Annotated in this window: 12 protein-coding genes; 9 read left to right on the top strand and 3 right to left on the bottom strand. The window is 63.3% G+C overall.

Going from position 1 to position 12,093, the window contains the following annotated elements:
* Window position 1 precedes the first annotated feature (1 nt).
* A complete protein-coding gene (locus K7431_RS12185; protein ID WP_012723106.1) occupies window positions 2–2,122 on the bottom strand; it encodes a TonB-dependent receptor plug domain-containing protein in 2,121 nt (706 codons plus the stop codon).
* A gap of 195 nt (window positions 2,123–2,317) precedes the next feature.
* Here K7431_RS12185 and K7431_RS12180 point away from each other — a divergent pair, with 195 nt between their 5' ends.
* The 9 genes from K7431_RS12180 (at window position 2,318) to K7431_RS12140 (ending at window position 10,163) form a co-directional block, all read left to right on the top strand.
* The gene (locus K7431_RS12180) at window positions 2,318–3,343 is read left to right on the top strand and encodes an NAD(P)H-dependent glycerol-3-phosphate dehydrogenase (protein WP_012723107.1); all 1,026 of its coding nucleotides are present in this window, start codon (window positions 2,318–2,320) and stop codon (window positions 3,341–3,343) included.
* Between the two features lie 10 nt (window positions 3,344–3,353).
* Window positions 3,354–3,701, top strand: a complete 348-nt coding sequence (locus K7431_RS12175; RefSeq protein WP_012723108.1) for a DUF4389 domain-containing protein — start codon at window positions 3,354–3,356, stop codon at window positions 3,699–3,701.
* Complete coding sequence (sixA, locus tag K7431_RS12170; protein WP_012723109.1) at window positions 3,698–4,147, top strand: phosphohistidine phosphatase SixA; 450 nt, start codon at window positions 3,698–3,700, stop codon at window positions 4,145–4,147. The genes K7431_RS12175 and sixA overlap by 4 nt, the downstream gene beginning before the upstream one ends.
* Window positions 4,148–4,232: 85 nt before the next feature.
* Window positions 4,233–5,882, top strand: a complete 1,650-nt coding sequence (locus tag K7431_RS12165) for an AMP-binding protein (protein ID WP_012723110.1) — start codon at window positions 4,233–4,235, stop codon at window positions 5,880–5,882.
* Window positions 5,883–5,912: 30 nt separating this feature from the next.
* On the top strand, window positions 5,913–6,356 hold the full coding sequence (locus K7431_RS12160) for a hotdog fold thioesterase (RefSeq protein WP_012723111.1): 444 nt from the start codon (window positions 5,913–5,915) through the stop codon (window positions 6,354–6,356).
* Window positions 6,357–6,453: 97 nt separating this feature from the next.
* Window positions 6,454–7,257 carry an alpha/beta fold hydrolase gene (locus tag K7431_RS12155; protein WP_012723112.1) on the top strand — a complete coding sequence of 268 codons (804 nt, stop codon included), beginning with the start codon at window positions 6,454–6,456 and terminating at the stop codon, window positions 7,255–7,257.
* Window positions 7,254–8,108: an alpha/beta hydrolase gene (locus K7431_RS12150; protein ID WP_012723113.1), complete on the top strand. Its 855-nt coding sequence runs from the start codon at window positions 7,254–7,256 to the stop codon at window positions 8,106–8,108. The genes K7431_RS12155 and K7431_RS12150 overlap by 4 nt, the downstream gene beginning before the upstream one ends.
* A gap of 102 nt (window positions 8,109–8,210) precedes the next feature.
* A complete protein-coding gene (locus K7431_RS12145) occupies window positions 8,211–9,029 on the top strand; it encodes a DUF4892 domain-containing protein (protein ID WP_012723114.1) in 819 nt (272 codons plus the stop codon).
* Window positions 9,030–9,101: 72 nt separating this feature from the next.
* The gene (locus K7431_RS12140; RefSeq protein ID WP_012723115.1) at window positions 9,102–10,163 is read left to right on the top strand and encodes an AI-2E family transporter; all 1,062 of its coding nucleotides are present in this window, start codon (window positions 9,102–9,104) and stop codon (window positions 10,161–10,163) included.
* 54 nt (window positions 10,164–10,217) lie between these two features.
* Here K7431_RS12140 and K7431_RS12135 read toward each other — a convergent pair whose 3' ends face one another.
* Window positions 10,218–11,255 (bottom strand): sensor histidine kinase, encoded by a 1,038-nt coding sequence (locus K7431_RS12135; RefSeq protein ID WP_043205037.1) that lies wholly within the window; start codon window positions 11,253–11,255, stop codon window positions 10,218–10,220.
* Window positions 11,255–12,019: a response regulator gene (locus tag K7431_RS12130; protein WP_043206166.1), complete on the bottom strand. Its 765-nt coding sequence runs from the start codon at window positions 12,017–12,019 to the stop codon at window positions 11,255–11,257. The genes K7431_RS12135 and K7431_RS12130 overlap by 1 nt, the downstream gene beginning before the upstream one ends.
* Window positions 12,020–12,093 lie beyond the last annotated feature (74 nt).

The raw sequence follows: 12,093 nt of genomic DNA, 5'->3' as shown, positions 1-12,093 counted from the left end.
GTCAGAACTCTAACTCCGCGCTGAAGTAGAGCACATGGCGATGGTCATAATTGTTATCGGCCCACGTAGTGGGCTGGTTATCGAGGCGTTGTTGCAACATGCCGGCCAGCTCCACGTTGGCTTTGCCCAGGGCAATGCGCTTGGCCACCCGCAGGTCGACCCGTTCGAAGCGATATTGGTTGAGCGCGTCATCGCCGTAGTAGAACAGCGCACTGGACCAGCCCTGGCCCCATTCGCGCAACCAGCCGGCGGAGCCACTGTTACGTGCGGTTTGCGCTTTGTCCAAAGGGTTGCTGGTAGTGGCGTCGACGTAAGCATAGGTGAGCCGCAGGCGGTCGGCATTGCTGACGCGCCAGTCGAACTGCGATTCGGCGCCGGTAAACCGCGAGCTGTTGGCGTTGCTGGCGATGTACTGGTTATTGCGCAGCGGCGAACTGATCATGTCGGTGATTTCGTCGTAAAACAGTTTCACGTCCATGTTCAGCCCGATGTCGGCAAAGAAACCGTTGTACCCCAGTTCCCGTGACTTCATCAGCTCTTTATCGAGGTTGCCCGGGCCACGGGTCTTTACGAAGTATTGCCCGGTGGTCTGCCCATAGGCGGGGGAGCTGAGGTTGGTGACGCGGTAGCTCCAGTTGACGTTGTTCTCAAACATGTCCGGCGAGCGGATGGCCTCGGAATACACCGCGCGCAGGCCGTGGCGCGGGTTGATCAGGTAGTTGACCGCCACTCGCGGTGTCAGCGAGTTGCCGCTCAGGTGGGTGTCCTCATACATCGCGCCGCCTTGCAGCAGCCAATGTTCGCTGGCGCGCCATTCCATCTGGCCGAACAAACGCCAGGTGGTGTCGTCCAGGGTGCCATTGAAATAGGTGTCGGAGTCGGCGCGGTCATAGCGGTAGTTCATGCCGCTGACCAGGCGCAGGCTGTCGGACAGGCTGAGGGTGTCTTGAATCTCCAGGTCGTAGCGGCTTTCGCGGGTGCTCTGGTCGATGTCACCGCACACGCTCTGGTTGGCGCCGTTGCGCCATTGGTTCAGTACCTGGTTGGCCAGGGCCTGCTCGGCGGCGCTGCCCGGTGGCGCGCTGCCCTGGCTGTAGGTGTCCATATGCCGGGCGAGCAGTTCGGCGTAGTTGGGGTTCAACTGCCACAACTGGGTCAGCTCAGGGCTGAACGAGACCTTGGCATCACAGGCTTTCCAGATTTGCCGGCGGTCCCATTGCTGGGCCGAGCCCTGGATATACAGGCTGTGGTCAGGGTTGAAGTCGACATTCCAACGCAGGGAGCCGGCGTAGTCCTTGGCCGTGACGTCGGAATTGTTGCCGCCTTCGGTAATTCCGGCAAATACCGGACTGTAGGTATAAGGACGCTGGTTGGTGCCTTCCTTCGCATCCAGTTGCCAGTCGAGGCTTTGTTGGGTGTTCAGCATCTGGCTGACCGCCAGGCTGAAGCGGTTGAGGCGGCGGCCGTCACGGCGGTCGGCGCCCGCGGCATCGCTGTCGAAGCCGTCGTCCTGTTGCCCGGAGAGGGACAGGCGCAAGTCGCCGGTTTCCCAGCCCACGCCCTGGCTGGCATAGAAGTCATTGATGCCGCGTTCGCCACGCACCACTTTGACCCGCGTACCGTGGCTGTTGGCCGGTGAGCGCGTAAGAATGTTCACCACCGCCATCAAGGCATTGGCGCCATAGCTGACGGTGTTGGGGCCGCGGAAGACTTCGATGCGCTCGATATCTTCCATGGCCACCGGAATGTCACTCCAGTCCACAGTGGCCAGGCCTGCGCGGTACACCGAACGGCCGTCGATCAACACCTGCATGCGCCGCGCGTCGCTGGCACTGGTGCCGTGGTAGTTCACCGCCGCCTGGTTGCCGGTGGTGTAGCCGACCATCATCCCCGGTACCAGGCGCAGCAACTCACTGATGTCCCGCGCACCGCTGGCCTTGATCAGCTCGCTGTCGATCACGGTCATGCTGCCGGGCACGGCGGCGGCCGATTGCTTGAGGCGCGTGGCGGTCAGCACTTGCGGCAGCGGTTGGCTGTCGAGGAACAGGTCGTCGGCCAGCACCGGTGCGCTGCACAACAACATCAACCATAGGGATGAACGAGGAGGAGGGCCCAAATACACGGCGCAGCCTTGATAATTACGGATAGCCGCCCATGTTAACTGAGGTGGGGCCTTTTGCCAGTCGCCCGACTTGCAATTACTTCATGTAAGCGTGGCGTTTTCCGACAAACGCACGAATTGCTAGGGGGGCTGGCCGCAAGCGGGTCGGCCCGTATAATGCCGCCATCGCCACTGGTATGGATTAACGGATTGCATATGACTGAACAGCGCCCTATCGCGGTCCTGGGAGGCGGAAGTTTTGGTACCGCCGTGGCTAACCTGCTGGCCGAGAACGGTCACGCTGTGCGCCAATGGATGCGCGATCCCGAGCAGGCCGAGGCCATTCGGGTGCACCGGGAAAATCCGCGTTACCTCAAAGGCATCAAGATTCATCCGGCAGTCGAGCCTGTTACCGACCTGCTGGAAACCCTTACGGCCTGTGATCTGTGCTTCGTCGCGCTGCCGTCCAGCGCGTTGCGCTCGGTGCTGGCGCCCCACGCCGAACGCCTGGCGGGCAAGCTGCTGGTCAGCCTGACCAAGGGCATCGAGGCGCAGACCTTCAAACTGATGAGCGAAATCCTCGAAGAGATCGCGCCCCAGGCGCGCATTGGCGTGCTGTCCGGGCCCAACCTGGCACGGGAAGTCGCCGAGCACGCGCTGACCGCCACGGTGGTCGCCAGTGAAGACGAAGAGCTGTGCGAGCGCGTCCAGGCCGTGCTGCATGGCCGTACCTTCCGCGTCTACGCCAGCAGCGACCGCTTTGGCGTCGAGTTGGGCGGTGCGCTGAAAAACGTCTACGCGATCATTGCCGGCATGGCCGTGGCGCTGGGCATGGGCGAAAACACCAAAAGCATGCTGATCACCCGCGCCTTGGCGGAGATGACCCGCTTTGCGGTGAACCAGGGCGCCAACCCGATGACCTTCCTGGGTCTGGCGGGCGTGGGCGACTTGATCGTCACCTGCTCCTCGCCGAAAAGCCGCAACTATCAGGTCGGCTTTGCCCTCGGCCAGGGCCTGAGCCTGGAAGACGCGGTCACGCGCCTGGGCGAAGTGGCCGAAGGCGTCAACACCCTCAAGGTGCTCAAGGCCAAGGCCCAGGAAGTCGGGGTGTACATGCCGCTGGTCGCCGGGTTGCACGCGATCCTGTTTGAAGGGCGCACCTTGAACCAAGTCATCGAGCTGCTGATGCGCGCCGAGCCGAAAACCGATGTCGACTTTATTTCCACCAGTGGTTTCAACTGAGGAACGCGTCATGAACGATCCGAAAGCAGCCCCCAAGTACGAGTCCATTGCCCTGCGCATCCTGTGGATGCTGGTGTTTGCCCTGGTGTGGCAGGTGGCGCAGTTCCTGCTCGGCGCGCTGGTGGTGGTGCAGTTGGTTTACAGATTGATCTATGGCGCACCGAACCTGGGGCTGATGAACTTCGGCGACAGCCTCAGCCAGTTCCTCGCACAGATCGGCCGTTTCGGCAGCTTCCACTCCGAACAGAAACCGTGGCCGTTCGCCGACTGGCCGACCCCGCGCGCGCCGGAGGGCGAAGCTGCCCACAGCGTGCCGCCGGCGCCGCACCCGGTCCGTGACGAAGAGCCGAAGCTATGAAGGTGTGGATACTGCGCCACGGTGAGGCCGAAGGGCATGCGCGCACCGACGCCGAGCGCAACCTCACCGAGCATGGCTGCGCCGAAGTATTGCGCAGTGCTGCGCAGCTGATGGGCCAGCCCCTCAGCGCGATCATCGCCAGCCCCTATGTGCGGGCGCAGCAGACCGCGCAACTGGTGCGCGAGGTGCTGGGGTTCGAACCGGAGGTTCGCACGGTGCCGTGGCTCACCCCCGAGGGCAACCCGCTGCAGGTGCTGGACAAGCTCGACACCGATGACAACGTGCTGCTGGTCAGCCACCAGCCGCTGGTGGGCAACCTGATCAGCTTTTTGCAGCATGGCCATCAGCGTCAGCCACAGCCGATGCACACCGCCAGCCTGGCGGAACTGGAGGGGGATTTCCCGCTGGCGGGGCTGATGAGCCTGGTGAGCGTAAAAAAACCTTAGGCTGGATCGCTGCTTTGTGTGTGCTATATAGTCAACCAAGCAAGTGCTTGGTTGGCTATTGTCGGACCACAAAGGAGCGCGTCCCATGCCCGTCGCTTTTCGTTTGCCGTTGCAGGTCTTCTTCGAACGTGAAGCGCGTCATCCGCGCCAAACCTTCCTGGTCCAGCCCTCTGGCGGCGGCGAGGTGCAGCCCCTCACCTGGGGTGATGTCGGCCACCAGGCCCGTTGCGCCGCGCACTGGCTGCGGGCCCGCGCGTTGCCCCAGGGCTCGCACATTGCCCTGATCTCGAAAAACTGTGCCCACTGGATCATCGCCGACCTGGCCATCTGGATGGCCGGGCACGTCTCAGTGCCGCTGTACCCCAACCTCACCGCCGACTCCGTTGCCCATGTGCTGACCCATTCCGAGGCGGCGCTGGTGTTTATCGGCAAACTCGACGACTGGCCCGCGATGGCGCCTGGCGTGCCGTCCAATGTCCCGACCATCAGCTTGCCGCTGTGCCCGACCGGCACGTTCGATTTCAGCTGGGCTGACCTGCAAGCCTGTTCGCCGATCCAGGACGAGCCGCTGCTGGCCGCTACGGACCTGGCCACCATCATCTACACCTCCGGCACGACCGGCCTGCCCAAGGGCGTGATGCACAGCTTCGGCGCGCTGGGGTTTGCCGCCACCCGTGGCACCGAGCTGTTCGGGTTGGGGGAGGGCGACCGGCTACTGTCGTACTTGCCGCTGTGTCATGTGGCGGAGCGCATGTTTGTAGAAATGGCGGCGATCTACACCGGGCAAACGGTATTTTTCGCCGAAAGCCTGGATACGTTTCTGACCGATCTGCGTAGGGCGCGTCCGACCGCCCTGTTTGGAGTGCCGCGTATCTGGACCAAATTCCAGATGGGCGTCTACGCCAAAATCCCCGAGAAGCGCCTGGACACCCTGCTGCGCCTGCCTTTCATCGGCAAGCGGGTGGGCCACAAGGTGCTCGCCGGCCTGGGCCTGGACGCGTTGCGCATTGCCCTGTCGGGCGCGGCGCCGGTGCCCGAGGCGCTGCTGCGCTGGTATCAACGCCTGGGCCTGGATGTGCTGGAGGTGTACGGCATGACCGAAAGTTGCGGCTACTCCCACGTGTGCCGCCCCGGCCAGCAGACCCTCGGCTGGATCGGCCTGCCGTGCCCCGGCGTGGAAGTACGTATCGACCCCGAAGGCGAAGTCCAGGTGCGCAGCGGTGCGACTATGCTCGGTTACTACAAAGACCCGCAGAAAACCGCCGAGACGATTACCGCCGATGGTTTCCTGCGCACCGGCGACAAGGGCGAACAGGATGCCGATGGTCGCCTGCGCCTGACCGGGCGGCTCAAGGAAATCTTCAAGACCAGCAAAGGCAAATACGTGGCGCCGGCGCCGATTGAAAACCGCTTGGCTGAACATGCGCGTATCGAGCAGGTGTGCGTAGTGGGGGATGGGCTGCCCGCGCCGATAGGGTTGTGCGTGTTATCGGCGGTGAGCGAGGACCCGCACGCACTGCGCAGCAGCCTTGAGCGTTGGCTGGCACAGGTCAACCAGGCGCTGGATAAGCATGAACGCCTGCGCCAACTGGTGGTGGTGAAAGACAACTGGGCGGTGGAGAACGGCTTCCTGACCCCGACCTTGAAGATCAAGCGCAACGTGATCGAATCGACTTACGGTGCACAATTCCAGGCATGGAGCGAGCGTTCCGAAACCGTTCTGTGGCAGGATTAGGATCATCATAAAACCAACAAGGACAACGGCATGAGCCTCTGGCGTACCCAACCGAATATCGACCAACTCAATGCGGCCCAGAAAAACACCATCGGTGAACTGTTGGATATCCGCTTTGAAAGCTTCGACGACGACTCCCTGACCGCCAGCATGGTGGTCGATCATCGCACCCACCAGCCCTACGGCCTGCTGCACGGCGGCGCGTCGGTGGTGTTGGCCGAGAGCGTCGGCTCCATGGCGGCCTACCTGTGCATCGACGCCAGCAAGTTCTATTGCGTGGGGCTGGAGGTCAACGCCAACCACCTGCGCGGTGTGCGCAGCGGGCGCGTAACGGCGGTGGCCAAGGCGATCCACATTGGCCGCACCACCCAGGTCTGGGACATCCGCTTGACCAGTGATGATGGCAAAACCAGCTGCGTGTCGCGCCTGACCATGGCCGTGGTGCCGCTGGGCGAGACCCCACCGGCGCGATAGGCGTGGCGTGAGTGTCATCATTCCTGGCAGTTACAGTCATTGCTGTGTACGTCGGGCATGGTGACAATCAATCTCTGTTTTTGTAGATGGATCCGGTATGTCGCAGCATGTGTTTTTTGCCCACGCCAATGGTTTCCCTTCGGCCACCTACGGCAAGTTGTTTGCCGCCCTGGCGCCGGAATACGCAGTGGCTCACCTGCCGCAACACGGTCACGACCCCAGGTTTCCGGTGGACGACAACTGGCAGAACCTGGTGGACGAACTGATCCATCATCTGGAGCAGCAACCGGCACCGGTGTGGGGCGTGGGCCATTCCCTCGGGGGGGTCTTGCACCTGCACGCGGCCATGCGTTGCCCGCAGCTGTATCGCGGCGTGGTGATGCTGGATTCGCCGGTGCTGACCCGTGCCGACCGCTGGGTGATCCGCGCGGCCAAGCGCTTCGGGTTTATCGACCGCCTGACCCCGGCCGGGCGTACCCTGGGGCGGCGCGAAGAGTTCAGCGACCTGGACGCCGCACGCAGCTATTTCGCCGGCAAGACCCTGTTCCGTGGCTTTGACCCGGAATGCTTCGACGCTTACCTGCAACATGGCCTGCATCAGGTGGGCGATCGCCTGCGCTTGCGCTTCGACCCGGCCACCGAAATCAGCATCTACCGTGGCGTGCCCCATACCAGCCCCGGCCAGGTGCGCCAATTGAAAGTGCCGCTGGCCGTCGTGCGCGGCCGGCAGAGCCGGGTGGTGATGCGTCACCACGCCAGCGGTGTCGGGCGCCTGCCCATGGGTGAAATGCTCACCATGCCCGGCGGCCACATGTTCCCCCTTGAACGCCCCCAGGACACCGCGGCCTTGATCAAGCAGTTGTTCTCCCGCTGGGAAGCCCGCGAGCAGAGTTGCGCATGAGCACGCCGGTTGAAGAGGTGCGCTTGAGCCTGCCGCATATCGAACTGGCGGCCCATCTGTTCGGCCCCGAGGACGGTTTGCCGGTGATCGCCCTGCATGGCTGGCTGGACAACGCCAACAGTTTTGCGCGACTGGCGCCCAAACTTCAGGGCCTGCGCATCGTTGCCCTGGACATGGCCGGGCACGGGCATTCGGCGCATCGTCCTAGCGGCGCCGGTTATGCCTTGTGGGATTACGTGTATGACGTGCTGCAAGTCGCCGAGCAGTTGGGTTGGAAACGTTTTGCATTACTTGGCCACTCCCTCGGCGCCATCGTGTCCCTGGTGCTGGCGGGTGCGTTGCCGGAGCGCGTGACGCACCTGGGATTGATCGACGGGGTGATCCCGCCGACCGCCAGCGGTGAGAACGCCGCCGAGCGGCTGGGCATGGCCTTGCAGGCGCAATTGAACCTGCAGGACAAGCGCAAGCCGGTCTATAACACCCTGGACCGAGCGGTCGAGGCGCGCATGAAAGGCGTGGTGGCGGTCAGTCGCGAAGCCGCGCAACTGCTGGCCCAGCGCGGTTTGATGCCGGTGCCGGGCGGCTACACCTGGCGTACCGACAGTCGCTTGACCCTCGCTTCGCCGATGCGCCTGACCGACGAACAGGCCATGGCTTTCGTACGGCGCGTCAGTTGCCCTACGCAGTTGGTGGTGGCTGCCGACGGCATGCTGGCGAAACATTCAGAATTGCTTTCTCAACTACCCTTTACGGTCACCACGCTGCCGGGTGGCCATCATTTACACCTGAATGATGAGCCCGGCGCGGTCCTTGTTGCAGACTGTTTCAATCGGTTCTTCACCACGCCTTGACTTGGCGCGGTCAACTGCCGAGGCTGGGCGGATTGAAAGGGAGTCAACCATGAACCATCTCAACACCGCTGTGCGCTCCGATGGCCAGGGCTCATTGATCCGATGAGCCTACGTAAAGGATCTATCCGTGCCCTCGGGCTGTGCTGTTTCAGTCCCCTGGTGTTCGCCGCCGATGTGCCAGGAAGCCAGGATTTACCGGCAGTGTCACGTCAGGTCGACTCACAGATCGTCGACTACCGCCCCGCCGAAGAGAAGGAACGCATCTACCCGATGGGCGCGATCCGCAAGATCAGCGGCCAACTGCGTTACGAAGGGCAGGCCACCGCCCGTGGGCACGCCACGGCGATTACCTATGAGCTGCCCGCCGAGCACACCTCCAGTGCCGCGTTTACCGCTACGCGTGAAGCGTTGCAGGCGAAGGGCGCGCAGCTGTTGTTCTGGTGCCAGGCCCGCGATTGTGGCGAAAGCAGCCTGTGGGCCAATGAAGTATTCGGCAACGCCAAGCTCGTCGGTGCCGATGGCCAACAGGAATACCTGCTGCTGCGCCTGGCCGCCCCGCAGGACAACTCCCTGGTGGCGCTGTACGGCATCACCCGTGGCAATCGCCGCGCCTATCTGCATGTGGAACAACTGGACGCCAACGCGCCGCTGGGCAACCTGTTGCCCACCTCGGCGACCCTGCTGCGCGAGTTGAAAAGCACCGGCGAGCTGGATTTTCCAGCGCTCGGCGGCGACCCTGACGACACCTGGCTGACCCTGATTTCCCGTGGGTTGAACCTTGACGCCACCTTGCGCGTCAGCCTGACCGGCCCGAATGCCGAAGCCTGGCGCCAGGCCCTGGTCGACAAAGGCGTGCGCGCCGCGCGCATGGAAACCGGTACTGCTGAAACCAAAGGCCTGCACCTGCATCTGATACGCTGACCGTTAAGAGGCGAACGGACCCGCGCCGTTCGCCTAAGCTCTCTTCCTACAGCCTTCCTCTAGAGATACTCCATGCTCAATAACGATCGCCTGCTGGTGCAAATCCTGCTGCTGGTGCTGTTCGGTGCCAGCTTCTGGGTGATGGCGCCGTTCTGGTCGGCGCTGTTCTGGGGCGCGGTGCTGGCGTTTGCCAGTTGGCCGTTGATGGTCCTGCTCACCCGCTGGCTGGGTGGGCGTGAATCCCTGGCCGCCGGTATCCTCACGTTGTGCTGGATGTTGCTGGTGGCATTGCCGCTGGTGTGGCTGGGTTTCAACCTCGCGGACCATGTGCGCGATGCCACGGCATTGATCAAGGATATCCAGGTCGATGGCCTGCCGGCGGCACCGACCTGGCTCGGCTCGATCCCGTTTGTCGGCGAACGGCTGGTGGCAATGTGGGACAGCATCGACCAGCAGGGCGCGGCCTTGATGGTCAGCATCAAGCCGTACCTGGGGCAGGTCGGCAATTGGCTGCTGGCGCGCAGTGCACAGATCGGTGGTGGCATCCTGGAACTCACCCTGAGCCTGGTCTTCGTGTTCTTTTTCTATCGGGACGGGCCGCGCCTGGCCATGTTCGTCCATCGCCTGCTGGAGCGCTTGATCGGCGACCGCGCCGGCTACTACATCGAATTGGTGGCGGGGACGGTCCAACGGGTGGTCAACGGCGTGATCGGCACCGCCGCCGCCCAGGCCGTGCTGGCGCTGATTGGTTTCCTGATCGCCGGCGTACCAGGTGCGTTGGTGCTGGGTATCGTCACCTTCCTGCTCAGCCTGATCCCCATGGGCCCGCCGCTGGTGTGGATCCCGGCCACCGCCTGGCTGGCCTGGAAGGGCGACTACACCTACGCGGTGTTCCTTGGCGTGTGGGGCACCTTCATCATCAGCGGCGTGGACAACGTGCTCAAACCCTACCTGATCAGCCGTGGCGGCAACCTGCCGCTGGTGATCGTGCTGCTCGGGGTGTTCGGCGGCTTGATTGCCTTTGGTTTCATCGGCCTGTTCATCGGCCCGACCTTGCTGGCGGTGGCCTACAGCTTGTTGATGGATTGGAGCGCGACCCAGGCCCAGGGGCGTCGTGAAGACAAGCCGCTGTAACGGTGGTGTGAGGGCTCATGGGGGTGTGGGCTGTCTGTGGTGAGGGGTTGGATCTCAGGTCCTCGGTAACCACATCACTGCAGTCAACCCACCGCCTGGGGTTTCCTCAAGCTCCAGTCGACCGCCGAGGCGTTCCGCCGCCTCCTTGGAAATCGTCATGCCCAGGCCGACCCCGCCGGAATTGCGATTGCGTGAGCATTCCAGCCGATAGAACGGCTCGAACACCGCCTCGCGTTTGTCTGCCGCAATTCCCGGCCCGTGGTCGATAACGCGAATGACCAAGGCTTCACGGCTGTCTTGCAGTTCGATGCGCGCAGTACCGGCATAACGCAAGGCATTGTCGATCAGGTTGTTGAGGCAGGAACGCAGGGCCATCGGCTGCACCTGCAAGGGCACGCAGCTGCCGGCGAATTGCACATCGCAGCCTTGGTCCTGGGCGTTCTCGCTCATCGACTCCACCAACGCCTGCACATCCAGCCAATGCCGGGTTTCGCTGGTGCGTTGTTCGTGCAGGTAGCTCAGGGTGGCGTCGAGCATGCCGATCATGTCATCCAGGTCCTGGCGCATCTGGCCCTGCAGCTTGGTGTCTTCGATCTGTTCCAGGCGCAGCTTGAGGCGTGACAGCGGCGTGCGCAGGTCATGGGACACGGCACCGAGCATGCGCGCACGCTGGCTGACCTGTTCGCGGATACGCCGTTGCATCAGGTTGAAGGTCGACGCCGCTTGCTGAGCCTCCCGCGGTCCCGATTCGTCGAGGGGCGGGCTGTCGAGGTCCAGGCTCAAGCGCTCGGCGGCGTCGCTGAGGCGCTGGATCGGTCGGCTCAACAGTTTGGCACCGTACCAGGCGGCGATAATCAGCGAGACGAATTGAAACGTCAGGGGCACCACCGGGCCGCCAAACCAGGGGCGATGGTGCTCCTTGCGCAGCGGCACCAGCCTGCCGTCCGGCTGCTCGATAAACTGTTCAGGCGGTGGGGGGGGCGGTTGGCCGTAATGGTGGAACCAGAAGAACGCCAGCGCATGGGCCAGCACGATCGCCACCAGCAACACGCCGAACAGCCGACCGAACAGCGTGTTGAAGGGGGCACGCATCAACCAATATCCCGCGCATCGAACAGGTAGCCTTCGCCCCGCACGGTCTTGATCAGTTGCGGCGCCTTGGGATCATCGCCGAGTTTTTGCCGCAGGCGCGAGACCAGCAAGTCAATGCTGCGGTCAAAGGCTTCGATCGAGCGACCACGGGCGGCATCCAGCAATTGCTCGCGGCTGAGTACCCGGCGCGGGCGCTCGATAAACACCCACAGCAGGCGGAATTCGGCGTTGGACAGCGGCACTACCAGGCCATCATCCGCCACCAGCTGGCGCAATACGCTGTTGAGGCGCCAGTTGTCGAAGCGGATATTGGCACGCTGTTCGGTGCGGTCATCGCGCACCCGGCGCAGGATGGTCTGGATACGCGCCACCAGCTCACGGGGTTCGAACGGCTTGGACATGTAGTCGTCGGCGCCCAGCTCCAGGCCGATGATGCGGTCGGTGGGTTCGCAGCGGGCGGTGAGCATCAGGATCGGGATATCCGATTCTGAGCGCAGCCAGCGGCACAGCGACAGGCCGTCCTCGCCAGGCAGCATCAGGTCGAGCACCACCACGTCAAAGGTTTCGGCTTGCATGGCCTGGCGCATGGTCGTGCCGTCGGTCACGCCGGTGGCGAGGATACCGAAGCGCGCCAGGTAGTCGATCAGCAGTTCGCGGATCGGCACATCGTCGTCAACAATCAGCGCACGGGTGTTCCAGCGCTTGTCATCGGCGATCACCGCGCCTTTTTGCTCGTCGTTCACAGGGGCGGAAGGGGTCTGCATAGTGTGATCATCTGCCTGGTTGTTGCGGTCAGCATAGGCGCCCAGCCACATGGCTGGAAGTGCTGGTCGGTGGG

The organism is Pseudomonas fluorescens group sp. (genome assembly GCF_020093335.1).
Lineage (GTDB): Bacteria > Pseudomonadota > Gammaproteobacteria > Pseudomonadales > Pseudomonadaceae > Aquipseudomonas > Aquipseudomonas petroselini.
The sequence above is the reverse complement of the archived record's forward strand: the minus strand, read 5'-3'. Positions and strand labels throughout refer to the sequence as shown.